We start from the raw sequence: 26,015 nt of genomic DNA, 5'->3' as shown, positions 1-26,015 counted from the left end.
GTATCTCTCATTTGTATCTTTTAAACGTCGAAAACCAGTGACTATTGCTTCTTCTGAACGGGTCTAGACGGTCGACTTACTACTCCACGATTTACTCTAGGACGAGAAAACGAAGTACGCATACAAACCTCACTTATGAGTGTTGCTCAGCGCAGTTGAAGGTGAAACATTCACCGCAATCCTGTTACCAAGCATCACCAGTATAGACTCAACTGGTAGGGTTTCGTCTCATTCTTTTGGTGAATAGTGCTTTATAAAATTGTATATAGAGGGAGTGCAAAGTGGCATGCATGACTTAGATCATTGAAGGCTATAGACTTTTACTTTTGTCTCTAGCATCAATGCTTAACAATAATTAATGGTATTAGACTAAAGATATTTCACGATGCGGGGAACGCGCTGAGAAACGCGTGTCATGAGTTCGTAATCGATAGTACCTGCACATTGCGCTACTTCGTCAATGGACACGTGCTCTCCCCATAACTCAACCATGTCACCAATTTCTACCTTTGGGATGTGCGTAACATCAATGGTGATCATATCCATAGACACCCGCCCCACTAAACTAGCCCGTTGCCCTTTTACCATGACCGGCGTGCCGTTAGGACAATGTCGAGGGTAACCGTCGGCATAGCCAATACCCACTGTCGCTATGCGACTAGGCTTTTCAGCAGTCCATGTTTGCCCATAACCCACACCTTCTCCTTTAGGTACATCACGCACCGCCAAGATACTTGCTCGCAGTGTCATAGCTGGAAGTAGAGTAATATCGGTAAGTGCCTGCGTAGACACCTTACCGCCATATACGCCAAGACCAAGTCTATTCCAGCGACCATGGCTAGCCTGCCAATTTACGGTTGCGGGGGAGTTCGCTAGGCTCAGTGGTAAATTGAGTGGCAACACCACTCGCTCAAAAGCGCTTAATTGGCGTTCAGTAAATTCATTGTCCACATCGTCGGCACAAGCAAAATGCGTAGCAATAACGGTTTCGTCGCTAAGCAAGTGGCGATAGGTAGTGACAAGTTGAGCCACGTCGTCTAACGCAAAGCCTAGCCTGTGCATACCGCTATCTACTTTTAGCCAAATATGCGGGCGCCTATCGGCAGGACAAGCCTCAAGCCATGCTAACTGCGCTTTACTGTGCATAACCAAAATACAGTTATGTTGGTAAGCCATTTGGCACTCTTTTGCTTGATGAGCGCCTTCTAATACCACAATAGGGGCTGTGATCCCGGCGTCGCGAAGCGCAATAGCCTCTTCAATTATTGCCACCGCAAATCGCGAAGACACATGCTGAAGAATACGCGCCACATTTACTGCACCATGCCCATAAGCGTCGGCTTTGACCACTGCCATAGATTGGCTAGCAGGCGCAGCGGCCGCAAGCTGCTTAAAGTTGTGTAGAAGCGCATCGGCGTGGATAATAGCTTGCGTTTGACGACTCACAGAAAAACACGTTCCTTCAAAGGGTAACTAAACATGATAAACCGAAATTGTATCATGAGTTGCTTAAAAGCGTGCCTATTCAATTGCCTTCACTGTTAAAGCCGTTATGCGTTATGCTTGGCATCTTCGCGCTAAGGGCTAAACAAGCCACGCATTCAGGACATTAGAGGTTTTATTCATGCCGTCGGACTCACCAGCAAACAACTCGCTTCACGCACTTGCCCATTCATTGAATCGCATTGTTTCTGAAGGCAGAAACCCAGACACCCTCGATATTGATACCCTGTCTACTATAGATATTTTGTCGCGTATCAACGCCGAAGATGCCAAAGTGGCCAGTGCAGTGGCCACACAAATTGCGCAAATAGCAAAGGTAGTCGATGCAGCGGCACACAGTATTCAGCAAGGCGGCCGTCTTATTTACGTTGGCGCAGGAACTAGTGGGCGACTAGGCATACTAGACGCCGTAGAGTGTAGGCCAACATTTAGCGTTCCAGACGATGTGGTAGTGGGCATAATTGCAGGGGGCGAGAGCGCCATACAGCATGCGGTTGAAGGTGCAGAAGATAACGTAGACGCCGGGCAACGTGATTTAGCGCAAATCGCATTAACACGTGCCGATACGGTGGTGGGAATATCTGCGAGTGGGCGAACGCCCTACGTCAGCGGTGCGTTAGCTTATGCCCAGTCTGTTGGGTGCGTAACAGGTGCCATAGCCTGTAGTCCTAATGCCGCTATATTTGAAAAAGCAGATATTACAATTTGTCCTGTGGTTGGCCCTGAAGTATTAACAGGTAGCACACGAATGAAATCGGGTACTGCACAAAAGATGGTACTAAACATGATTAGTACCACCACCATGATAACGCTGGGTAAAACTTACGAAAACTTGATGGTTGATGTGAACGCCAGCAATGAAAAATTGAAAGCTCGCGCATTGCGCATTGTAATGCAAGCCACAGACTGTGATGAAGATACCGCGCAGCAGGCGCTATTGGCATGTGATAACAAAGCCAAAGTAGCCATTTTAATGGTGTTAACTGGCATGAGTGCGAGCGAAGCGCATTCACAGCTACAAGACACCAATGGCTTCCTTCGAAAAGCGGTCCTTTCGTCAAAACAAGCAGCAAAGCAAGGCGAATAGCGTGATGTTGAATAAACACAACATTCGCCAACTTAGATGGGGCTTGTGGGTGTGCTTCACCCTGTTTATTACCGCAAGTTGTAGCAGCAATAACCTTGTTAAATCAACGCACGTTGCTAGCACCGCTAAGCCAATAGTCGGTGCTCAGCAGTTTGACACTTACCTGCCCTTACTGACAAACAAACGTGTTGCGTTAGTGGTTAATCAAAGTGCGCTGATAGAAACAGATATTGAAAATCCACATACCACGGCAAAGCCCAACAGGGTGCATTTGCTAGACGCTTTATTACAACAAGGTGTAAACGTGCGCGCGGTTATGTCACCAGAGCATGGTTTTCGTGGTAATAAAGGTGCAGGTGAAAAAGTTGAAAGTGCAGTCGATAGCAAAACTGGCTTACCCATTTACTCGCTGTATGGCAAAACGAAAAAGCCTACCGCAGAAATGTTGCGCGGCATTGATACCTTGGTGTTTGATATTCAAGATGTAGGCGTTCGATTTTACACCTATCTAAGCACGCTACATTATGTTTTAGAAGCGGCGCATGAGCACAATATTGATGTTATTGTGCTAGATAGACCCAACCCCAACGGAAGGTTTGTTGACGGACCTGTATTGGAAAGCCCTTTCTCTTCATTCGTGGGCATGCACCCCATACCCGTGTTGCACGGTATGACCCTTGGCGAATTAGCTCAAATGATGTTGGGAGAACAATGGGTCAAAGTTTCCACTCGCAGTACATCATCGCTTACTGTAGTGCCTGTGAAGCATTACTCTAGGTATCAAATGTACTCGCTTCCTGTTGCACCCAGTCCAAACCTACCTAACGATGAGGCCATTCGCTTATACCCCACATTGTGTTTTTTTGAAGGCACAGATGTAAGTGTAGGTCGCGGTACACACTATCCATTTCAGCTTATTGGTCACCCCTCTGTGCCGTTAGGTAAAGCAAAGGTGCCTGTTACTGCCAATAACGCAGCGCCTTTTCCTAAGCACAACAATACACTTTTGAATGCCCACATACTGATAAATGCAAATGACACGCAAACTGCCCCACTGATTGAAGGGCTTGATATCGCATTTTTGGTTAACACATATCACCACTTTATAACGAGCAATCGAGCGGACGACACCTTTTTCACTCGACCTGATTTTTTCGATAAGTTAGCAGGCACTAACACCTTTCGAATGATGATCGAAGAAGGAAAAACACCCCGTGAAATTCGGGAAAGTTGGCAAGAAAAAGTGGCGATTTTTAAGCAAAAAAGAAAGCCCTATTTGCTTTATCCGGAGTAAGAGTCGCAAAAATACCACAACGTGAGACGCACAAATCAATCCATGTTAGTGAGTACTTACAGTCATTACTTGAAAGCGTTTTTTTGGCGAGCAATAACACAAAAGTTAATACTTACATACTTGATAGAGCCCATTATTAAAAAGAGTGCTATTCGTCCGACGTATCCCGTTGTGTGACGATACTAGACAACCTAGCTTCCATTTTTGCTTTTCGCGTCTTCAAAGATTCTTTATCAGTACGCTGTGTATCACTGAGCGCTTCATCGATGTCAGCAATAGATTGTATGAGTTGTGACTTCAACGCTTCACGGTTTGCAGCATCTTCAGCTTTATCGAATATGACGTCTTCTGGCGCCTGAGTTCCTAATGAAGATTCGCTGTGTGTAATGTGATCTTTGCTGTTTGAGATTGCGGGTGTTTTAGCAATCATTTTAAGGCCATCGGGCTGGGGTCGCTGGTTTATAAAACCGGGAGAAACTATTTCTATATCCGCATTGTGTAGTGCGTCTAAAACACACTTATGTAATCTGGAGCGTGCACTCAGTAAACTCTTTACTTCTAGCAGTAGCCCAGACACGCGATAGCTTACCGAAAAGTCGCCTAGCGCAATTACCTGCACAAAAGGCTCTTTAAGCTCTGCGCTATCGGCCGCTTTTAGCAAATGCTGCTCAATGACGCTATGGTGAATGTCATAACCCAGGCTAATTTCAACACTTACAATCGCCCCAGAAGCACGTGTTACTGTTACCGGTGAATTCACCATTAGCGTGTTAGCAAATGCGATGAGCTCTCGACTCTCTGTCTGAACTTCTATGTCAAGTAAACCCATTTCTGTTACGCGCCCGCTATAGCCCTCTACTTTGATAAAGTCGCCCACTTTAAATGGGCGATTTACTCTAAGTACGATACCCGCCATTACATTGCCAACCATTGTAGTGGAAGAGAATGCAATAACCCCAGACACTAGCACACCAATTAGTGCTATTACTTGGTTGCGAGTACTTTCGCTTACGGGCAGCGCCATCGCTATCACTACAGCACCAACAATGGTCAATATAAGCAAGGTTACTTGCCGAGGTAGCTTTTGCTCGCTTGTAAGATGACTTTGTTTACCCAGCAAAATATAGTGAAGTACCGTCAATGTGCCGACCACAAAAACCAGTGCGATACACAGTGGCACGAAAACACGCAGCTCGCTGAGTAGTGAAGCGAATGAATTGGCTGTATCCACTTTTATTGTCCTTTTTGGTGCGCTATTTTGCTTTTTAAGTGTATGTACGTTTTTGAAACTATGCTGCTTTTGTTGCCTGAAGGTTACTGTGCCGACAGGGTCACAGGTGTGCGTCCTTGTGCTTGTATTTTCCCCATCATAACGCGAACTAAGGCATCGAATACTTCACTTGTGACACTTTGTCCTTTGAAGTTTCCCTGCGAAGGTGCGTCTTGTACATTAATTACGTAGCTATAGGTTGCAATCGCAATATCAGTATATGGCCGCACCTGCTCAGCAATATAGGGCATGCGTAGTGGCACAAAAACCACTTTTTTATCCGTACTTTTTGCGTGCTGCATTATTTCTTGCGCAAAATTATGCACTTGAGATTGCTTGGCTCGCTGCTTGACAATGTGCGAGCTATCTAACCCACCCAACTCATAATTTGCATGAAGTGGAGTAATATCTCCCACAATAACGACGTCAGTGTCGTTTACTAATCGCTTGATCATTGATGCGGTGGGTAACTGAACTAAAGGTATACACGCAAATTGAATTTCAGAAAGCGCTTTCCCATTCCCGGCGAAATGCTGGAAAAGCGCATTTTCAAAGGCGATACAGCGAGCTGTATCAGGCATAAGCGCAAGTAACTTTTCACTGTTTAGGGGCAGTTTTTTGTGGCCGTATAGAACCGTAACCGACGCCTCAGAAAGCGCTTTCTTTATCTGTTCACCCTTGCGTGTTAAAGCACTTGCATTGCGTTTATCCAGATTCTCTTGAACTTCATTTAACCACCAAGACATTGGCTTTAACACGAACTGCTGTAGCTCGAAGCGCTGCTTTGTTTTAGCAATGCGATTAAGCGATGCGTTAAGTGCATTTCTGCTTTCTTTATTAGAAAGTAACGCTTTAGTGACGTTATCAATTAACTGGCTAAACTGACGGATGTCGTTTTGATTTCGAATTGTGTAGGGCATTAACGCAATATCAGCCCCAGCATTAAACGCGTTGATCATTGCCTCCTCAGGCGTGAAGAATTGCGAAATACCCGCCATATCAAGCGCATCAGTCACGATTAACCCATTATAACCAAGTTGCGTGCGCAATAGCTGCTTGAGGATTTTTTCAGATAGCGTTGCTGGCACAATTTGCTGGTTACCGTGTTTATCAACAAGCGTTGAGCTATCTAGGGATGGATATTGAATATGCGCACTCATCACCATCGCGGGTACCGCATTGCTATTAATGATGTTAGCAAACGGAGCTATATCGCCTGCCATGGCTTTCGCTTTGTCATGCATGACTCTAGGCAGCCCGCTGTGACTGTCTACATGAGTATCACCGTGCCCCGGAAAGTGTTTAATAGCGCTCAGTACACCGGTTTGTTGCATAGCACCTACAAATGCTTGGCCAAGTGCAGCAACGTGTTGCGGGTTTTCAGAAAAGCTACGCACGTTAATAACGGGGTTTTTCGGTTCACTGTTAACATCTACCGATGGCGCAAAATTAGTATTGATCCCCAACGGCAACAACGCATTGCCAATATGTTGTGCGACATTCTCGGCAAACGCAGTACCGTGTTTTTGAAACGTCGCGCCTATTGCCATATTACCTGCAAATGGTGGTAACACCGAAGGTGGCAAACGCGCCACTCGTCCTCCCTCTTGATCTACCGCGATAAACAATGGAGGACGCCCTTTCTGAAGCATGTGCTTTTGCATTGAGTAATTCAGTGACACTAGTTGTTTAGCGTCTACGATGTTCTCAGCGAATAAGATAATGCCACCAATATTGTGTTTGCTTAATACGTCGAGTAACTCAGGAGGCATTTCAGTTAGTGGGGTACGACACCGCGTTGATGGCGTATTGTCTTGGCAGAAATAGCGAAAATCGAGAATAATTTTCTGCCCTATCCTGTCTTTTACGGTACGAAGCTCACTATCTGAAAGCTTAGTGTTTTCTATCTTACTTTGGGGTATCGCGTTCTGAGGCACCCCGTTTGGAGACACTGGGCTCTTGAACACTGAATTTTGGGCAAGCGCATTACTGCTAAATATGCATAGTAATGTTGCGCTGAAGTAGCACAAACAGTGCGTGAATAATGATGAAAAACGTAAAGAGAATTGCAATGTTGATCTTATCCTTGGTAACACGGCACACAATACGGTACGCTACCATAAATCAATACGTTCCGGCACAACGAACTGCTCGGATAACCCTAAAATGCGCTGGCTTTCTGATACCAAAAATTTAATTAGCGCGTTTAGCCATGCCCGTTTAACAACACACTGATAACAAGATTGGAAAGAAGTATGGATTGGATGTCAGTCATCCCCCCACTAGTGGCAATTGCCGTTGTTTTTTGGAAAAAAGAAGTCATCTTGGCCTTGGCACTTGCCGTGCTTTGCGCTGAAACACTCATTTTGGTGAATGGTGATATTGCTGGTAGCTATATGGCACCTATCAATGCGATTGAGCGCGTTGTAGATACTGCATCAAGTCCAGGAAACACCAGAGTGTTAATTTTCTCTGTATTGGTAGGGGCACTACTGGCCTTCATTCGAGATTCTGGCGGTGTAACCGCTACGGTCAACTATTTAGTGAATAAAGGGGTTGCTAAAAGTCGTAAACAAGTTGGCGGTTTAACCATGTTTACCGGCATCGCCGTTTTTATCGAGTCAAATTTAAGCGTGCTTACAGCAGGTATATTTGCGCGGGGTTTATTCGACCGTTTTGGTATGAGTCGGGCGCGATTGGCCTATATCATCGATTCAACGAGCGCCCCGGTATGTATATTGATCCTGCTAAATGGCTGGGGTGCCTTTATATTGAGTTTACTTGATGCCTATGAGCTTCCGGCATCGTCTGCCTCCATTCTATGGGGTAGTGTAGCGTTTAACTTCTATGCCATCTTCACACTGCTCATTGTGGCTTACACCATTTCGGTAGATAAAGTACATGGTCCCATGCGTGAGGAAGAGCACGCCATGACTCGCACTGAAGTAACACAAAGTGCTGAGCCGGCCACCAAAGCTCGCTTTATGTTAGTGCCCCTTCTAGTGATGGTGCTTAGCATGGTGGGCTTTATGTTTTTTACTGGTAACGGGGTGTTGTCGGAAGGCAGCGGCAGTAAATCAGTACTTTACGCCACTGCGTTAGCAACGGCGGTTGCCTATGCTTTACTGCTTCTACATAAGCGGTTTACGCATCAAGAAGCCGTTGAAATAGGTTTTAAGGGAATGGGTGAACTGCTTCCACTGGTAACTATAGTATTACTGTCGCTAACACTAGGTAATAGTTTGAAAGTGTTAGGTACGGGCGTGTTTGTAGCGGGAATTGTGGGTGAATACCTTCCGCTAGTGCTTATTGTCCCTATGCTGTTTATTGCTGGCGCAATTATGAGTTTCACAACGGGAACGTCATGGGGCACGTTTGCAATATTGATCCCAATTGGTGTTCCACTTATTCAAAGTTTGGGGCTCCCCCCTTCGTTGGTAATTGGCGCGATTTTAGGTGGGGGCATATTTGGCGATCACTGCTCGCCGATTTCCGATACCACAGCGGTATCCTCGCTTGCGGCCGGATGCGACGTGCTAACGCACGTTAAAACTCAATTCCCCTATGCACTGTTTGCTGGTGCACTAACACTTGTCGCCTATTTTATTGCTAGCGTATTAATGATTGGGTAGCAGGTTACCCGCTCAATTTACCAGCTCAATGTCGTTAAAGGAGGTCAGTCATTGTGAAACGGATTAACAGAATTCTAAGGCCACTTTTTGCTTTTTTAGTATTAAGTACCCTTATTGCATGTTCACACTCGCCGCAGGAAAAAAGCACTGAAGCTAAAGCGTCAACAGTATCAACGAGTGCAAGGCAACATGCTGTTGCTATGCCTGACAGTTACAGTGCCGATGCTGCAATGCAAGTTCTGCAAGAAGGGGGGAACGCTATAGATGCTGCAATTACCGCGCAGTTTGTTTTAGCGGTAACCCTACCTGAAGCGGGTAATGTAGGCGGTGGCGGCTTTATGACCATCAAGCTTGAAGACACTACTGACTTTCTAGACTATCGCGAGATGGCGCCAGAACGGGCACATCGGGATATGTATTTAGACAATGAAGGTAACGTTAAGACCTACGAGTTGTTATTTGGTGCCAAAGCATCAGGTATTCCAGGCACCGTAGCAGGCATGTGGGCGGCGCATAAGAAGTACGGTACATTGTCTTGGGAGCGGCTTTTAGCACCTGCAGTGGCACTAGCCGAGGACGGCTTTATTGTTCACGAGAAGCTAGCCAATAATATTGAGCGATACATTGCACGCACCACAGAAAAAGGCTTGGTAGGTAACTTCAACGACTACTTTGCGAAAGCTACTGCCAACTCACTGTTTAAGCAGCCTGAACTTGCCAACACCTTAAAGGCCATTCAAACAAAAGGTAAAGATGGATTTTACAAAGGAGAAGTCGCCAAACACATTGTTGACTTTATGCAGCAAAATGGTGGTCTTATCACTTATGATGACTTACTTGCCTACAAGGCAGTATGGCGCAAACCACTTCATCTAAATTGGCAGGGATATGAACTTGTTACTGCTCCACCTCCTAGCTCAGGCGGTGTCGCTGTTGCTCAATGGATAGGTATGCTTGAGGCATTTAGTCAAACTCATGAATTACCCGCGCAAAACAGCGCCGAGTACATTCATATCATGTCTGAAATTGGCAAACGTGTATTTGCCGATAGAGCCGAATATATGGGAGACCCAGACTTTATTGAGGTTCCGGTGAATGCATTAACTCAACCTGACTACATCGCACGAAGAGCGTTGGACATTCAACCAACAAGCATTTCCTCTACGGAAAATATCAAACCGGGACTAAAAGAAAGCGAAGATACCACTCACTTTTCCATTATGGATAAATGGGGCAATGCAGTGGCGAATACCACCACTATCAATCTTACTTTTGGTAGCGGCGTTGTTGTAACAGGTGCGGGCTTTTTGCTAAATGATGAAATGGACGATTTTAGTGCCAAGCCGGGCGTACCCAATTTCTTCGGTGCGGTAGGAGGGAAAGCGAATGCCATTGAACCATACAAGCGTATGCTATCGTCTATGACGCCCACTTTAGTGACAAAAAATGATGACGTTGTATTGGTAACCGGTTCCCCTGGTGGCACTACCATTATATCGTCGGTTACACAGTCGTTGTTAAATGCATTGCTATACGATATGCACGCAGAAGCCGCCGTGAACGCGCCGCGTTTTCACCACCAGCTCTTACCAAAAGATACTATTCGCATGCACAAGGGGTTTGATGAGCACACTCAACAAGCTTTAACCGAGCTTGGCTATACCCTTGATGAGCGGCGTTTTGGTGATGTACATCTGATAAAGCGCACGCCAAGTGGTATTGAAGCCGCTTCAGAAAAAAGCGGCAGAGGTAAAAGTATCGTGATGCCTACAACAATAGCGACTCTTCAATAGGCATAAATTGCGACGCCGCTTTTTGTAAACTTTCAGCGGTTAGTGTGGGAACGCCATAAACACTAACCGTTTTTCCTTTCTTTTTGAGTGTGTTCACTAGAATATCAAAATCGCCGTCACCTGATACCAAGATGACCTCGTCGACATCAGTCGCATATTCAAGTGCATCTACTGTTATGCCAACGTCCCAATCGCCTTTTGCAGAGCCGTCACTTCGCTGAATGAAAGGCTTAAGCTTTACGTGGAAGCCGATAGCACGCAGAATATTCTGAAACTCTCTTTGCTTGTTATCCCCTTTATCAATGGCATAAGCGAAAGCGAGCTCAATATCAGCTTCATTACTTACGGCTTGCCAGAAATGGTTGTAGTTGAAATTGCGCTTGTATGCTTGGCGACAGGTGTAATACACATTTTGGACATCAACTAATACTAAGACCTTCTTCACGTGAAGCACGCTCCTGTGATTAACGGGTGTTGCATAATGCCTTTTAAATTTGCGTATTACGAGTCATTCTGCTTGTATAAAGTGTGATAAATAAAAATAAAAATAAGACAATTACAATGAACAAATTTATGCGTGCGCTTCACAATTACCTAGGGCTTATCTTGTGTATACAAATCGCTTTATGGTTTTTAAGTGGCTTGGTAATGGCCTATCTTCCTATAGAAGAAGTAAGAGGAAACCACCTGCGCAGTAAAGTGACTACCCAATGGCATAGCGCTTTAGCCAGCCCATCTAGCATACTTAGCACCCACAACAACAGTGCAACGTTATCACTTTCCCACAGGCTAGAAATGCAAGACGGTGTGCTTGTCAGCACGCCGGTTTATCAGGTCAAGGATAAAGACAAGGTTTACCGGTACAATGCGCTAGATGGTAGACAATTGATGTCTATGAGTGAAGACACAATCAAGATGCTCGCACTTGCTCAATATCGCGGGAAAGGCAATATTCAATCGAGTGAATTAATAACCACACTTCCGCAAGAAGTGCAGAACCTTACAGCACCGCTGTGGCAGATGGTATTTGATGACGAGTTTGACACTCACTTCTACCTTGACCCAAACACGGGGGCCGTGTTGAGAGTGCGCACTGATACATGGCGCCTGTTCGATTTTATGTGGATGCTTCACATTATGGATTATAAAGATCGCAGTAACTTTAATAGCCCGCTGCTTATAGGATTTTCTGCTAGTGCCCTGCTTTTCACCTTAACAGGCATTGTGCTGTTGTATCATCGTTTCAAACCACGCAGACGACGCAGTATATTTAAGCGAGGCGCGTATTAGTAAGATTGCGTTGAGGGAAGGAAAAGCGTCCTTCCCTGATGGCAGGTAACGCTAACTGGCAAAAAGCTGCTTAATATCGGCAAAAGCTTTAAATTCTAGGGCATTGCCAAACGGGTCTTTGAAAAACATAGTCGCTTGCTCGCCGGGTTGTCCCTTAAACCGGATATAAGGCGCAATAACAAACTCTATGTTCGACGCTTCTAACTTTTCAGCTAAATGTTGCCAGTCGTCCATTGTAAGAACAACACCAAAGTGAGGAACGGGCACCGCATGATTGTCCACACCATTGTGCGACGGCGGCGAAGGCATCTGCTCTACACAGTGTGTTACCAACTGATGGCCAAAAAAGTTCCAGTCTATCCATTGCGAGTCACTACGCCCTTTTTCACACCCCAATAACTCACCATAAAACGCATTAGCGTCATCTAAGTTTGTGACGGGTATTGCAAGATGAAATGGCTGAGGCATAACAACTCCTGTTACAAAAACTTCTTAAGTAATGATAATTTTAACTTTGAAAATGGTGCGTACCTAAAGGGTACATCAAGGGCAAACGATCGTTTCATTACGGTCTTCAAGTGACTGAACGTATCAAAACCGTGACGCCCGTGGTAGCTACCCATACCACTGTTACCTACCCCACCAAAAGGAAGTTCAGGGTTAGTCATAAACATCATGGTGTCATTGGTACACACACTACCTGAACTGGTATGGCTTATAATATGGTCGAGCACCTCATCGTTATCACTAAAAGCGTATAGTGCAAGAGGCTTTGGTCGGTCATTAACAAAGGCAATGCCCTCATCAATGTTGTTTACAGTGATGATTGGGAGGATAGGACCAAAAATTTCCTCTTTCATCACAGGGCTGTTTAGCGAGGGCTCAAGTACTAGAGTTGGTGCCATAGCAGGACGTGACTCGTCCGTATCGCCACCGTAGACAACATTAACGCTATCAAGGTAGCTTTCTAACCGCTTAAAATGACGATGATTGATAATATTGCCGTAATCGCGAGACGCTAATGCCTCTTTGCCATACTGCTTTTTCAATTCTTTCTTAATGGCATCGATAAGCTTTTGTTCAAAACCTTTTTCTACAATGACATAGTCAGGCGCAATACAAGTTTGCCCTGCATTCATCCACTTACCCCAAACTAGACGTCTTGCGGTAACCGTTAAGTTGGTATTCTTGTCAACAAAGCATGGGCTTTTACCACCTAGCTCTAGTGTCACGGGTGTAAGATGACGCGCCGCCGCACTCATCACTATTTTGCCTACGGCTTCACCGCCTGTATAAAAGATATGATCCCATTTACATGCTAGCAGCGCTGTCGACTCGTCCTTACCCCCTTCAATGACTTCCACGCATGAGGCATCCATGTATTGCGGAATTAACTTGGCGACAAGTGCAGATGTTTCTACCGCTAATTCCGACGGCTTAAGCACTGCACAGTTTCCCGCTGCAAGTGCGGCAATATAGGGCGCGAGTAAAAGCTGTAACGGGTAGTTCCATGCGCCAATAATCAAGACAGTGCCAAGGGGCTCTGGCTGCTGAAAGCTTTTACCTGGCCACGCCACCATGGGTGTAGGCACTTTACGAGGCTTTACCCATTTATCTAGGTGCTTTAAAGTATGATCGATATCAGATAACAGAAAGCCCTGCTCGGCGACCATCGCTTCGGTTTCGCATTTGCCTAAGTCTTTTTTCAGCGCCTGCAAAATATCATGCTGGTTTTCTTCCAGCATACGCTTTAGGGCCTTGAGCTGAGTTTTGCGCCAATCCAACGATTGTGTTTTGCCAGTAATATAGCTGTTATTCAGCTTTTGCACGGTATCAACAAAACACACACCCGATTCAACTGCATGAAGAGAAGGTCTATTTGGCATAAGAAGGCTCCAATGGCTTAAGCAAGCACGAAACAATTTACTTGGTATCTTATATTAATAGGGATGTTGGCCTTCAACGCAACTAAATTGTTAATTAATGTTTAAGCGCTGTGTAGTTTTGGCCGTAGGTTTCGGTGTAGGACATTGATTTTCTGTAGGGCAAGATCAATAAAGCCCAGCATATGCTGGGCTTTATAAATAATAAAAACAAACCTATTTCGGTCTGCGCGCTTCGACGCCTCTTAGGCGTCGTAAGGATGACGCAATACGATGGTTTCGTTTCTGTCTGGACCTGTTGATACGATATCAATAGGAACACCAGTAAGCTCTTCTAAACGCTTAATGTAGTTCTTAGCAGCTTGTGGAAGCCCTTCAAACTCAGTCACACCAAAGGTGTTGTCTGACCAACCTGGCATTTCTTCATATACTGGCGTTACTCTTTCGTAACCGTCAGCCGCCATTGGAGGTACATCTTTTACGTTACCTTCAGCGTCTTTGTAACCAACACAAATTTGTAGGCTTTCTAGGCCATCAAGTACGTCTAGCTTGGTTAAGCAGAAACCTGTGATTGAGTTGATTTGTACCGCTCGCTTCATTGCTACCGCATCAAACCAGCCGGTACGACGCTTACGACCAGTAGTCGCGCCGAACTCATGACCTTTAACACCTAGGTGTTGACCCACTTCACATTCAAGTTCAGTTGGGAAAGGGCCAGAACCTACACGTGTGGTGTATGCTTTCACAATACCAAGTACATAGTCTAGTTTAAGTGGGCCAAAACCAGCACCTGTTGCTACACCACCCACAGTAGTGTTAGACGACGTAACATAAGGGTATGTACCGTGGTCGATGTCTAAAAGCGTACCTTGTGCACCTTCAAACATAATAGGTAGACCGGCATTGTGTGCTTTATCTAGCTCGTCAGTTACATCAACAACCATTGCTTTAAGGATGTCAGCAACGTCCATTGCACACTTTAAGGTTTCGTCAAAGTCTACCGCTTCAGCACCATAGTATTGGGTAAGCGTAAAGTTATGTACGTCTAGTACTTCTTTTAGCTTAGCCGCAAAATCTTCTGCGTTGAATAGGTCTCCGACACGTAGACCACGACGGGCTACTTTATCTTCGTAAGCCGGACCAATACCGCGGCCTGTCGTACCAATTGCTTTCGCGCCACGCGCTTTTTCGCGCGCTACGTCTAATGCAATGTGATAAGGAAGAATTAACGGACACGCTTCACTGATTTTCAATCGCTCGCGCACAGGAACGCCACGCTCTTCAAGCATGGTAATTTCTTTCATAAGCGCGTCAGGGCTAAGCACAACACCATTACCGATAATACAGGTAACGTTATCGCGAAGGATGCCTGATGGGATTAAGTGAAGAACGGTTTTTTCACCGTCAATGACTAGAGTGTGACCTGCATTGTGCCCGCCTTGGTAGCGAACAACATATTTTGCACGATCTGTGAGTAGGTCTACGACCTTGCCTTTACCCTCGTCACCCCATTGAGTGCCGAGTACCACAACGTTCTTTGCCATGAATCATATGTGTAAGAAAATTAGGCGGGGATTCTACAAAATTCTTGCGCAAGGATCACCCCCTTTTCGAACAAAAATACAACGAAATCGCTATTATTTTTGCGCGTTGCATACAGGCCAACTAGCAAGGTCGAGTCCTGTATTTTTTATGCGCGCTGTAAGGCATTAATTTTCATAGCATTACCAATCAAAGCCATGAAAAAAGCTGAACACTTGGTCTATTTGCTAGGTAAAGTACAAAAGTAGCATCACACCGATGATGACAAGCGTGCCGCCTATCTGTCTTAGCTGATTACTCGATTGCTGACTAATCTGCAGTAGATAATTTCGCCACTTGTTAGGGAACAGCAATGGCCCAATACCTTCAATTATAAGTACCAGCGCAAACGCCGGTAATAGCCACTCCATACTTCATCCTTTTTGACTATAGTGCGCTTAACGCGTTCAAGTTAATGTATTCAGGGGTGTGGTAAAGACCAAGGCCGAAGCGCAAGCGATTACCTCGGGAGTCGGTTAAGATCCCCTTTTCTTTTAAGGCCGCTGAAAGCGCTTGAGTAACCTTGGCATCGGCTAATTCAAACGTAAGAAAGTGGCCACGACAATTTGCATCTTTAACCACCAAGTTAGCCTCGTTCAATACGCCGTGCCCCTGTCGTTTAAGCTCATTGAGAAAATGCTGTTGCATTTGCATTACGTAGTCATTGATGGTGGCAACGCTTAAGTTGTTCTGTTCAAACAGGCGCAATACTGCTCGCAGGCGATAAAGTGCTGTGAAATCCATCGTTGCACCGGCAAAGCGCATTCCATCTTGGCTATATTGCACTGCGTCTTTACCCGCTATTTGACGCGGCTTGTCAAGATCACCAAATTCGGCAAACCATCCCGTATAGGCGGGACGAAGCTTACAACCTGTGGGGACGTGAGCAAAACACGCTCCCTCACCTGCTTGCGCATATTTGTAGCTACCCGCTAAATAAAATGCGCGATGAGCGATATCACTTAGATCAGTTGGTTTTGCCATAAAGCCGTGATACCCGTCGATGACAACGATGGTATCGTCATTGGCTACGCTGTTTACAACATCATTTAGGTCATTGACGACATAGCCTGAGTTGAAAAACACGTGGCTGAAAAACACAAGGTCGGGATTATGCTGCGCTATTGCCGCTTTAAAGCGAGATGAAAAGGTATCAAATGGCTGAGTCTCTACTGAAATTAGCTCTATTGCGCCTTGCTCTTCTAAACGGCTTGCTTGGCGCTGAAAACTGTGAAATTCGCTATCGGTAGAAACAACTTTTATCGGCTTAGCGGTATCGAAACAGCTCATAATGCGATAAAGCAATTCATGTGTGTTTGGCGCAAACACCACCTGCGCGGGCGCGTTGGTATTTAAAATAGTACTGATGCGCTGTTGCAGTTCCGGCACTAACGTTTCAAAAAAATAGCCCCACTTATGATCGACATATTTAGCACTATCGTCCCAGTACTCAAGCATGGCATCGCGCGTACAATCAGGCCAAAAATAATGACTGTGGCAAGCGTAATGCTGCTTTGTTGTGTTGGCTGAGAGAAACCCCGTATAAAACTGCTGATAAGACATGGACAGCTACCGTGAAAAGAAAAACCGCATAAACCCTATCAAATTTGCGTCGCTCTCGCATAGTGTTAGGCAGCGAAGCGTGTGAGTTTGTCAACGCAAAGTGTAAATTGAACTGACCGCTTTGATGTACAAACAACCCAAAAGGTTTAATTTCTTATACCTATTACTACTGCAAACAACCAAAAGTCTGCTATACAATTACTTAAGGCGTATTAATATAGATACGCAAAGGTCTTTTGGCTTTATAAGGTTAACTATGCGCTTTCCTAAATACGGGAACTATTCTCTTGATATATCAGGCAATATGCTTGAAGTTTTTGCGACCGGCGCATGGAACTTACGCACAACAGAGCTATTTGTTGAAGAGATGCACGACATCGTCTCTAAATTCGACAACCAGCCGTGGGCTGCAATAATGGACGGCAGACGCTGGGTATTGGCCACGCCTGAATGCCAGACATGTCTGGCAGATGCTATTAAAGTCAATATTACGCGAGGCTTGTGCCGCTCAGCCTATGTGCTGGATGCGGGTATGGTAAAACGCGCCCAATTAGAACGAACTCACCCTGCAAAACAACGAGATTTTGAAGTGGTCGGTTATGAACGAGAGTATTTTGATAAGTACTTTCAGGCGCTCAATTGGTTACACAAAGAAGGATATTCCCCCATAGAGTGAAACCATTAAAGCGTGGGAATAATTAAAAATGGCCTGCGATGCAAGCCATTTTGTATCTTAAATTAGTAAAGCAGGCTGTATACTTTTCGGCGGTATTCCGACTTTAGCGGATCGCCATCGGGCAATGCGTTCATCATGTCCATCATCAGCTTTCGCGCATCGCCAAAACCCAACTCCTTCTTTAATACGCTATACAGAAGCGCTAAGGCGTCTTGGGCCTTGTTGGCTTGCTGTAACTGTACAGCTAAATCAATTTTTAACTGAAGGTCATCAGGGTTAGCCTCTACGGCTGCCATTAATTGTCTAATTTCTGGAGTATCAGCCGCTTGCTCAGCCAGCTCAATTTTACCTGCTAGCGATTTATATCGAGAGTCTTGGTCAACAAGCTTAATTTCCTCAAGCAGTGTCTTAGCCACATCGATTGAACCTGTTTCTATATAACAATCGATAAGCATGTACTTGGCGTTCACGTTATCAGGGTTAAGTGAAAGCGCTTCTTTTGCTGCAGGTAAGGCTTGCGCATAATCACCAGCTTGAATCGCTTTTCCTGCCGTTGCCAGTAAGTCGTCTTCTGGATTTGGTAGGTATTTCGCAAGCATTTCTCGAATTTGTTGTTCAGGCTGTACACCGGCAAATCCGTCTACAGGTTGACCATTTTGTACTACCATTACTGTGGGCAAACTGCGAATGCCAAATTGTGCAGCGACTTCTTGCTGCGCTTCACAGTCTACCTTGGCCAAAATCAAATGCTGACTGTACTCGCCAGCCAGCTTTTCTAGTATTGGCATAAGGTCTTTACACGGCTCACACCAGTCAGCCCAAAAGTCGATAAGTACCAACTTCTCTTGTGATGCTTCAACAATAATTTGCTGAAAGTTTTCTACGGTAATATCAACAATGGTTGCCTGATGATTTGCAACGAAATTTTCCATAACACATGCCTTTATATAATGCTCTTCTGGGGTGAAATATGGGGTATCAGTCTATAAAACTCAAGAGCGAGCCAAGATATCCTCACTTTGTCAGCTTCGCGACATTCTGTATAGACCAATAATGTTAATTTGCTGTTAACGGAAGCTATGTAATATATTTATAGATAAGAAAATAACCTGTTTGAACAGAATTCCTTATTAAACCGAAACCTCGCAACTACAAGGTGAACTATGAGTGTTAACAGCGAATCATCGACGCAATTTACGTCTTTCAGCGAGTTTTATCCGTTTTATCTCAAGGAGCACAGCGATGCCACATGCAGAACACTGCACTTTATAGGCTCGTGGCTAGTTCTTGGAGTAGTAGCGCTATCTGTTTATACATCAAACTACACACTGCTTTGGCTAGTGCCAGTTGTTGGTTATGGATTTGCTTGGGTAGGGCATTTTTTCTTTGAGAAAAACAAGCCTGCCACCTTTAAATACCCACTTTATAGCTTCATTGGCGATTGGGTCATGTTTAAAGATATTCTGTTGGGCAGAATTAGCCTAAAAGGGTAACGCGTCTTCATACAACATAGTCTGCAACCTATCATGTATAGCTGCTGCTTCGGCGCACAATCTTTACACAAATAAAAAGAACGCGATAAGGTTAGAAAATAACTATCGCGCTCGTACGCGTGTAAAAAAATAAGGAATGCAATATGTTGACGTCTCGACACGTTTCCCGATGGAGGCTGGTTAAATCCTCTATCGCCCTTTCACTTTTGTTATCTACTTCTTCAGCAGTAAATGCCTTGCAAGACGCTGACAACACGTCTTCTCCGTCAACCACTGTTAACCCTTTACAATACGAAGACACCTTCAATTTAGAGTTTGTTGCTAATCCACAATTCATCAGCGATGACACGGTTATATATAGTCGACAAAGTATGGATATTATGACGGATGGCCGACAAAGTCGTCTGTGGCAAGTTAACATAAAGTCAGGAGAGCACCGCCCGTTTATTGCTGACGACGTCAGTTTGTCGCAAGCAACATTGTCACCCAATGGTAATTACATTGCCTACACCAAGTCAGTGAAAGGGCAAGCGCAACTGCACCTATATTATTTAGATACCAGACAGTCTGTCCGCCTGACCAATCTCACCGAAACACCACGACAAATCACGTGGTCAAACGACAGTAAAACACTTGCCTTTACCTTGTTTGATGAAGCACCACAAAAGCCAATTTTCACCGGTATGCCTGCAAAGCCGAAGGGCGCCAATTGGGCAGAGACTGCGACCTATATTGATGCAACTCAATATCGCGGTGATGGCAGGGGCTATCTTCGCGAAGGGTATGATCAAATTTTTGTGCTCCCCATCGAAGGTGGTACACCGCGTAAATTAACCTCAGGCAATTTCCCTAGTGGCGGCACACTATCTTTTTCTAATGATAATGAGTGGGTTTATTTTGCCACGCCACACCGTGAAGATTACGCGCTGCATCCGCTTGTTAGTGACATATACAAAGTGAATATTGAAACGCTGGATATTGAGCAAGTCACCGCTATTGAGGGTCCAGAAGGTCGACCGTCTATAAGCCCTGATGGTAAGTATCTCGCTTTTACGCAATTAAACGACAGGAAGCTGTCTTATCAAAATAGTGATTTGGTGGTGATGGAATTAGCAAGTGGTGAGGTAACGCGCTTAACCACGTCGCTGGACCGTTCGTTAGGTCAATTTGTATGGCGACAAAATAGCCGAGGCTTAATATTTTCTTACCTAGATAACGGCGAAACTAAATTGGCTGCGGTTAATCTGAACGGTGACGTTAAGCCCCTTGATATTGCTATTGGAGGGCAAGCATTTGGACGCCCATATACCTCTGGCGATTTCGCAATAAGTAAAAAAGGTGACATTGTTTACACCACGGCTTCGCGCACAATGCCGGGTGACTTAGCCTTATATCGCAAAGGCAAGCAGGATGGCGTTCTTACCCACCTTAATGATGACGCACTAGGTCATAAGACGCTGGCAAAGGTTGAAGATCTTACGGTTATCTCTTCTTATGATGAGCGCGAAATTGATGCGTGGGTAGCTTATCCTCCCGGATTTGATACCACTAAGACTTACCCACTCATTTTGGAAATTCACGGCGGGCCACATGCGGCTTATGGGCCTCACTTCGCCATGGAAATTCAATTGATGGCAGCAAAAGGCTACGTAGTGGTGTGGTCAAATCCACGAGGTAGCAGCTCTTATGGAGAAGACTTTGGTAATCTTATTCATCACAACTACCCCTCAAACGACTTCAACGATCTGATGGATGTTGTTGATGCCGTAGTAGCAAAAGGCAATATAGACACCGAAAACTTGTTTATCACAGGGGGTTCTGGTGGCGGTGTCTTAACGGCATGGTCGATTGGCATGACGGACAGATTTGCCGCAGCTGTGGTGGCAAAACCCGTTATAAATTGGGTTAGCTTTGCACTGACTGCTGACGCATACCCTTATTTCAGTCAATATTGGATGGCCGACAAGCCCTGGAACATCGCAGATAAACTGTGGAAGCGCAGCCCCTTGTCACTCGTTGGGAACGTTACAACCCCTACCATGTTACTAACGGGTGAAGCAGACCACCGCACACCCATTAGTGAGTCAGAGCAGTACTATCAAGCACTGAAACTTCAGGGTGTTGACGCTGCTATGGTTCGAATCCCAGGCGCCTCTCACGGCATTGCCAGTCGCCCGTCACGGCTTATTCAGAAAGTCGGAAATATTTTGGCGTGGTTCGAACGCTATGCAACGTCGCCAAAAGAGAATGATTAAGCATTAGTTCAACGAAATAGCCGGGTTAGATAACCCGGCTATTTTTTGGTTTCTTGTACCCATCCCGCTTGGGCTGGGGTATTTTACGTACTACTTAGAAAGTCTTAATATTTTGCCATTTGGCGCATCTGTCAGTAGGTAAATCGCACCATCTGGGGCGACTTCAACGTCGCGAATACGTGCTTGGTTGTCGCGAACATATTCGAATTGCTCGCCAGGCTTGCCATCTTCAACTTCTATGCGGCGAAGGTGAGTAAACTTCAGTGAGCCTACCAAAATATCGCCTTTCCACTCTTTGAACATGTCACCGTTGTAGAACGTAATACCACTAGGTGCGATTGACGGGTCCCAATAAACCCACGGTTGCTCCATGCCATCCATGTGAGTTTTGTCACTAATGATCTCACCACTGTAATCGATACCGTAAGTGATGACGGGCCAACCGTAGTTCGCGCCAGCACGAATAATATTGATTTCGTCACCACCTTTAGGCCCGTGTTCCATTGCCCATACGTCGCCAGTTTGTGGGTGGACTGTTACGCCTTGCACATTGCGATGGCCATAGCTAAATACTTCAGGCGCATCACCGTCTGTAAACGGATTATCTGTGGGAACACTTCCATCTCGATTGATGCGCACAATCTTGCCAAAGTGATTATTGGTGTTTTGCGCTTCCTGCATGTATTTATAACGGTCGCCCATGGTAACGTAAAGCTGCTTGTCGGCATCAAATACTAGACGGCAGCCAAAGTGAAAACCGTTGTCTACTATAGAATCAGCGCTAAAGATGACCTCGACGTTATCTAGACCTGCCGCCGTCAATGTCGCTTTTGCGACACTGCTACTACTCCCCTTTTTACCTTCAACTTCACTTTCTTTGCTGTAACAAAAATACACCGTGTTGTTGCTGCTAAAATCTGGATCAATGGCAATATCGAGCATACCGCCTTGATTGTTCGCTACCACAGCAGGCACATTGGCTAAACGCCCTGACAGTTTACCCTCTTTAGACAAACGCTGAATACCACCTGCGCGCTCGGTTACCAGCAAGTCTCCATTAGGTAAGAAAGCCATGCCCCACGGATGCTCTAGCCCTTCTACAAGGGTAGTGACGGTAATGTCTTTATCGGTAACACCATGGTCGTGGTTTTCGTGAGCAAATGCTGATTGCCCAAGCGCTAGCACGCTGGTAGTCAGCAATACAGAAGAAAGTTTTGTCATTAGAAGCCTCGGTTTAATGTGCAGTAGCGCAGCATGGCTACATTCGTATTATTGTAATACGCGCGAGTATACAAAAAAGGGCACAGCTATGCTGTACCCTTTAGATAATTCACCTAACTATCGCGCTAAAAGCGCAGTTTTAGGACGATAAACCGTTACCTTATTTTGGCAACGTTGCGCGAAGCATCCATGCCGTTTTCTCATGGACACGCATGCGATCACCAATAAGCGCGGCAGATGATTCATCATCAGCGTCCTGCGCTAATTTCAGTGACGCTCTGCAGGTTTTAACCACTTGCTCATGACCATGAGTAAGTAGACGAACCATTTCAATTGCTTCAGGTACACCCTCTACTTCTTCAATTGAGCTTAGCTCTGCAAACGATTTGTAAGTACCTGGCGCTGCTACACCCAATGTACGAATACGCTCTGCAATTTCATCGACCGCCTGGGCAAGCTCAGTATAGTGTTCTTCGAACATTAAATGGAGTTCGCGAAACTGCGGCCCTTCGACATTCCAGTGAAAATTATGCGTTTGAAGATAAAGCGTGTACGAATCGGCAAGCAGCTTTTTAAGCCCTTCAGCTACTGCATTACGGTCGCTTTCTGAAATACCAATATCAATCTTGCTCATGTCACACTCCTTAAATTAATTCAGAAAATGAATTAAAAAAACAAAATACAATTCAATTTTAAAATCTACATAAATAGTAACGTAGATTTTAAGAAAAAGATTTTGCATTTAATTGATTGTGCTCATCGGCTTACTCAATGAAGCGTAGTACAAGTATCACAACGCGCTTCACTATACCCATCAACAGCCCTGTATTTTAGTGATGGTGATGATGACCTGCGTTTTCATCCTTTTTCACCGGTAATACAACGTGTAGTTCACGTTGCTCGTCGAAAGTCAGTGTTAGAGCAACATCACTGCCTTCTTCAAGCCCTTTAGACAGTCCTAACAACATGATGTGATAACCACCTGGCTTGAAAGACACCATGGCATTGCCATCCACGCTCACGCCTTCTGTCATTTCTCGCATTTTCATGACATCGTCTTGCATTTCTGTTGTGTGAATTTGTGCATCACTTGCAACAGCGCTGTCTACTGATACTGCCGTCAGGGTAACGGGTTCGTTATTTTGATTATGCAAAGTAAAGTACACGGCCCCCGTTTTTGCCATGGCGAATGTAGCTCGGGCGTATCCGTCCATCACCATAATACCGGTTTGCGATTGATTTGATTCTGCTGATTTAGCGTGCTCATCGTTTTTATGTTGATGTGCAAATGCAACAGACATTAAAGCTGATACAAAAATTGATGAGACAAGAAAAAGAGATTTAACTAAAGGGGGATACTTTGACATACATAGCGCTCCGATGTGCTTCGAAGTTCAGTGTACGTAATAACGCTATAAGAAAAAAGCGCTAAAAGAAAAATGGTGCCGACTGCCGGAATCGAACTGGCGACCTACTGATTACAAGTCAGTTGCTCTACCAACTGAGCTAAGTCGGCACACTAAATAAAACCGCTGCCTAGACAGCGGATGCGTATTCTAGCGATAAACGCGTTGGTGTCAACCTTTTAATCGCGTTGCTTCACCAACTAATTTTGGAAAGTATTCCAATGGCAAATATTGGCTTAATGCCATCAGCTTCTCACCTAAGCTTTCGTAGCTATTCGTGGTCACATTAATATGGCCCATCTTGCGCTTCTCGCGCACCGATTTTCCATACCAGTGAAGGTGACTGCCATCGATGCTCAGTAGTTCGCGAGAAAAACTGCTACACCCAATAATATTCACCATAGCACTAGGACCAATAGCAGATGTGTCGCCTAGTGGTAAGCCGCAAACCGCACGAAGGTGGTTTTCAAATTGACTGGTTACCGCACCCGACTGACTCCAGTGCCCTGAGTTGTGTACACGCGGTGCAAGTTCATTAACAAGAAGTGTTTCGCCAACTTGGAAAAGCTCTACTGCCAATACGCCCACATAATTCATGCCTTCTGCTAATTTAACAAAAATATCATGAGCTTGAGTTTGTAGCGCGTCATCAACGTCAGTTGCTGGAGCAACTGATACATGTAACTGACCTTGATGGTGCAAGTTTTCAGCAAGTGGATAGGTGCGCACATCACCATTGGCGTTACGCACACCAATCAATGAAAGCTCTCTATCAAACGCTACCATTTTCTCGACAACAAGAGGCACACTCTCAAGATCCAAACCGTGCAGCGCTTTTTTCAGCGCTGGCAAGTCTGCAGCATCGGCTAAACGCCATTGCCCGTAGCCGTCATAGCCATCGCGACTGGCTTTTAGAATCAACTTGCTTCCCAGTTGCGCAACGCAATCGTCAAGCTGATCTAAATGCGTCACGATCTTGTGCTCGCAATTAGCCACGCCCATCGACTCCAATAGCTTTTTCTCACGTACGCGATCCGCACCTACTAATATGCTTTCGATGTTTGGCATAAGCTTGTTTGTTTTCGCGGCGTCTTCTAATAAGCGCTCTGGAACATGCTCAAACTCGACAGTAAGCGCATCGGCACTTTCTAGTGCTTGCTCTAATGATATCTCTAACGGCGTCTTGCTTACTGGATGCACAACAGTATCGTTGTTTACGTCTACAGCTTGAACGTCAATACCTAGAGGGCTTCCTGCCAGATACATCATTTGTGCAAGTTGACCTGCACCGTAAACTACTACTCTCATTCATCTAACTCCAGCGTATTACTAGAAGCCAGTACTGTGTCAGTTTGAGATTGTCTAAATGCAATAACGGCATCGCGTACTTTTTCATCGTGCAACGCAACCACCTGAGCGGCCAATAGGCCTGCATTTGCCGCGCCAGCTTCTCCAATTGCTAGGGTGCCAACCGCTACGCCTTTTGGCATTTGAACAATAGAGAGTAATGAATCTAGACCGTTAAGGGCTTTTGATTTTACTGGGCAACCAAATACGGGCAAGTGCGTATGTGCAGCAATCATTCCTGGTAAATGAGCTGCACCGCCTGCTCCAGCAATAATTGCGCTAAAACCCGCTTCTGCAGCGCCTTCTGCAAACTCTACTAGCAAGTTAGGAGTACGGTGTGCTGACACCACCTTCGCTTCAAATTCAACACCAAACGACTTCAGCATTTTGGCAGCCTGTTGCATAGTAGGCCAGTCTGAAGTTGAACCCATAACAATCGCGATTTTTGCCATCTAGAGATCCTCGGGGTAGGTAAAATGGACGACTTCGGAAAGGCCGCGATTGTAGCGTAAAACGGTTCAAAATCCCACCGCAAAGATTAAGGTAATACATGTGTAAACATAACCGCTAGGCATTTGAAAATTGATCTCAGTGCTACAACATACCCGTATTAACTAAACTTAATGTTAACGGAATAAAGGCCACCTCGCCCGTCGATTGGACTAAGGTGGCGCTGTGCGACTTGTAAAAAGGCGTGCGGTCAAGTGTGAGAAGAGGTGAA

Annotated in this window: 23 protein-coding genes and 1 tRNA gene; 8 read left to right on the top strand and 16 right to left on the bottom strand. The window is 45.3% G+C overall.

What is annotated here, in order from left to right; translation table 11 throughout:
• Positions 1-369: 369 nt before the first annotated feature.
• The gene (alr, locus tag JN178_RS02265; protein WP_159627262.1) at positions 370-1,446 is read right to left on the bottom strand and encodes an alanine racemase; all 1,077 of its coding nucleotides are present in this window, start codon (positions 1,444-1,446) and stop codon (positions 370-372) included.
• Positions 1,447-1,624: 178 nt separating this feature from the next.
• On the opposite strand from alr, the gene murQ reads away from it, so the two are divergent.
• Both murQ and JN178_RS02255 read left to right on the top strand, forming a co-directional pair.
• Positions 1,625-2,590 (top strand): N-acetylmuramic acid 6-phosphate etherase, encoded by a 966-nt coding sequence (gene murQ / locus JN178_RS02260; protein ID WP_202263373.1) that lies wholly within the window; start codon positions 1,625-1,627, stop codon positions 2,588-2,590.
• Positions 2,591-2,594: 4 nt separating this feature from the next.
• Positions 2,595-3,884, top strand: a complete 1,290-nt coding sequence (locus JN178_RS02255; RefSeq protein WP_232369751.1) for an exo-beta-N-acetylmuramidase NamZ family protein — start codon at positions 2,595-2,597, stop codon at positions 3,882-3,884.
• A 148-nt stretch (positions 3,885-4,032) separates the two neighbouring features.
• Here the strand turns inward: JN178_RS02255 and JN178_RS02250 are convergent, their stop codons facing one another.
• On the bottom strand, positions 4,033-5,115 hold the full coding sequence (locus JN178_RS02250; RefSeq protein ID WP_232369666.1) for a mechanosensitive ion channel family protein: 1,083 nt from the start codon (positions 5,113-5,115) through the stop codon (positions 4,033-4,035).
• Between the two features lie 83 nt (positions 5,116-5,198).
• On the bottom strand, positions 5,199-7,106 hold the full coding sequence (locus JN178_RS02245) for a glycoside hydrolase family 3 N-terminal domain-containing protein (protein ID WP_232369665.1): 1,908 nt from the start codon (positions 7,104-7,106) through the stop codon (positions 5,199-5,201).
• Positions 7,107-7,409: 303 nt separating this feature from the next.
• Between JN178_RS02245 and JN178_RS02240 the strand changes: the two genes are divergently transcribed.
• A complete protein-coding gene (locus tag JN178_RS02240; RefSeq protein WP_202263371.1) occupies positions 7,410-8,786 on the top strand; it encodes a Na+/H+ antiporter NhaC family protein in 1,377 nt (458 codons plus the stop codon).
• Between the two features lie 50 nt (positions 8,787-8,836).
• Positions 8,837-10,579 carry a gamma-glutamyltransferase gene (ggt, locus tag JN178_RS02235; protein WP_442859688.1) on the top strand — a complete coding sequence of 581 codons (1,743 nt, stop codon included), beginning with the start codon at positions 8,837-8,839 and terminating at the stop codon, positions 10,577-10,579.
• Here the strand turns inward: ggt and JN178_RS02230 are convergent.
• Entirely contained in the window at positions 10,554-11,024 is a 471-nt protein-coding gene (locus tag JN178_RS02230; RefSeq protein WP_202263370.1) for an NYN domain-containing protein, read from the bottom strand. The genes ggt and JN178_RS02230 overlap by 26 nt on opposite strands.
• 116 nt (positions 11,025-11,140) lie before the next feature.
• On the opposite strand from JN178_RS02230, the gene JN178_RS02225 reads away from it, so the two are divergent.
• Complete coding sequence (locus tag JN178_RS02225; RefSeq protein ID WP_202263369.1) at positions 11,141-11,869, top strand: PepSY domain-containing protein; 729 nt, start codon at positions 11,141-11,143, stop codon at positions 11,867-11,869.
• 51 nt (positions 11,870-11,920) lie between these two features.
• Here the strand turns inward: JN178_RS02225 and JN178_RS02220 are convergent, their stop codons facing one another.
• From JN178_RS02220 to JN178_RS02200, 5 genes are all read right to left on the bottom strand, one after another.
• Positions 11,921-12,337 carry a VOC family protein gene (locus JN178_RS02220; RefSeq protein WP_202263368.1) on the bottom strand — a complete coding sequence of 139 codons (417 nt, stop codon included), beginning with the start codon at positions 12,335-12,337 and terminating at the stop codon, positions 11,921-11,923.
• An 11-nt stretch (positions 12,338-12,348) separates the two neighbouring features.
• Complete coding sequence (locus JN178_RS02215) at positions 12,349-13,755, bottom strand: aldehyde dehydrogenase family protein (RefSeq protein WP_202263367.1); 1,407 nt, start codon at positions 13,753-13,755, stop codon at positions 12,349-12,351.
• A 242-nt stretch (positions 13,756-13,997) separates the two neighbouring features.
• Positions 13,998-15,296, bottom strand: a complete 1,299-nt coding sequence (locus tag JN178_RS02210; protein WP_202263366.1) for an adenylosuccinate synthase — start codon at positions 15,294-15,296, stop codon at positions 13,998-14,000.
• A gap of 225 nt (positions 15,297-15,521) precedes the next feature.
• The gene (locus tag JN178_RS02205; RefSeq protein WP_159627272.1) at positions 15,522-15,704 is read right to left on the bottom strand and encodes a DUF2065 domain-containing protein; all 183 of its coding nucleotides are present in this window, start codon (positions 15,702-15,704) and stop codon (positions 15,522-15,524) included.
• A 16-nt stretch (positions 15,705-15,720) separates the two neighbouring features.
• Positions 15,721-16,896 carry an aminotransferase class V-fold PLP-dependent enzyme gene (locus tag JN178_RS02200; RefSeq protein WP_202263365.1) on the bottom strand — a complete coding sequence of 392 codons (1,176 nt, stop codon included), beginning with the start codon at positions 16,894-16,896 and terminating at the stop codon, positions 15,721-15,723.
• Positions 16,897-17,152: 256 nt separating this feature from the next.
• Between JN178_RS02200 and JN178_RS02195 the strand changes: the two genes are divergently transcribed.
• Positions 17,153-17,572: a hypothetical protein gene (locus JN178_RS02195; protein ID WP_202263364.1), complete on the top strand. Its 420-nt coding sequence runs from the start codon at positions 17,153-17,155 to the stop codon at positions 17,570-17,572.
• Positions 17,573-17,634: 62 nt separating this feature from the next.
• Here JN178_RS02195 and trxA read toward each other — a convergent pair whose 3' ends face one another.
• On the bottom strand, positions 17,635-18,504 hold the full coding sequence (gene trxA / locus JN178_RS02190; protein WP_202263363.1) for a thioredoxin: 870 nt from the start codon (positions 18,502-18,504) through the stop codon (positions 17,635-17,637).
• Positions 18,505-18,735: 231 nt separating this feature from the next.
• Between trxA and JN178_RS02185 the strand changes: the two genes are divergently transcribed.
• The gene (locus tag JN178_RS02185) at positions 18,736-19,065 is read left to right on the top strand and encodes a DUF962 domain-containing protein (RefSeq protein ID WP_202263362.1); all 330 of its coding nucleotides are present in this window, start codon (positions 18,736-18,738) and stop codon (positions 19,063-19,065) included.
• Between the two features lie 143 nt (positions 19,066-19,208).
• On the top strand, positions 19,209-21,320 hold the full coding sequence (locus JN178_RS02180) for a S9 family peptidase (RefSeq protein WP_202263361.1): 2,112 nt from the start codon (positions 19,209-19,211) through the stop codon (positions 21,318-21,320).
• A 90-nt stretch (positions 21,321-21,410) separates the two neighbouring features.
• On the opposite strand, the gene JN178_RS02175 is transcribed toward JN178_RS02180, so the two are convergent.
• The 6 genes from JN178_RS02175 to purE all read right to left on the bottom strand — a co-directional run bounded on the left by JN178_RS02175 (position 21,411) and on the right by purE (position 25,746).
• Positions 21,411-22,541 carry a PQQ-dependent sugar dehydrogenase gene (locus JN178_RS02175; protein ID WP_202263360.1) on the bottom strand — a complete coding sequence of 377 codons (1,131 nt, stop codon included), beginning with the start codon at positions 22,539-22,541 and terminating at the stop codon, positions 21,411-21,413.
• Positions 22,542-22,701: 160 nt separating this feature from the next.
• On the bottom strand, positions 22,702-23,175 hold the full coding sequence (locus tag JN178_RS02170; protein ID WP_159627278.1) for a Dps family protein: 474 nt from the start codon (positions 23,173-23,175) through the stop codon (positions 22,702-22,704).
• 196 nt (positions 23,176-23,371) lie between these two features.
• On the bottom strand, positions 23,372-23,908 hold the full coding sequence (locus JN178_RS02165; RefSeq protein ID WP_202263359.1) for a copper chaperone PCu(A)C: 537 nt from the start codon (positions 23,906-23,908) through the stop codon (positions 23,372-23,374).
• Between the two features lie 73 nt (positions 23,909-23,981).
• Positions 23,982-24,057, bottom strand: a tRNA-Thr gene (locus JN178_RS02160).
• A 61-nt stretch (positions 24,058-24,118) separates the two neighbouring features.
• Positions 24,119-25,255 carry a 5-(carboxyamino)imidazole ribonucleotide synthase gene (locus tag JN178_RS02155; protein ID WP_202263358.1) on the bottom strand — a complete coding sequence of 379 codons (1,137 nt, stop codon included), beginning with the start codon at positions 25,253-25,255 and terminating at the stop codon, positions 24,119-24,121.
• Positions 25,252-25,746 (bottom strand): 5-(carboxyamino)imidazole ribonucleotide mutase, encoded by a 495-nt coding sequence (purE, locus tag JN178_RS02150; protein ID WP_159627286.1) that lies wholly within the window; start codon positions 25,744-25,746, stop codon positions 25,252-25,254. The genes JN178_RS02155 and purE overlap by 4 nt, the downstream gene beginning before the upstream one ends.
• Between the last annotated feature and the right edge of the window lie 269 nt (positions 25,747-26,015).

It is taken from the genome of Alteromonas sp. KC3, from assembly GCF_016756315.1.
GTDB lineage: Bacteria > Pseudomonadota > Gammaproteobacteria > Enterobacterales > Alteromonadaceae > Alteromonas.
This window is presented reverse-complemented; position numbering and strand designations above follow the sequence as displayed.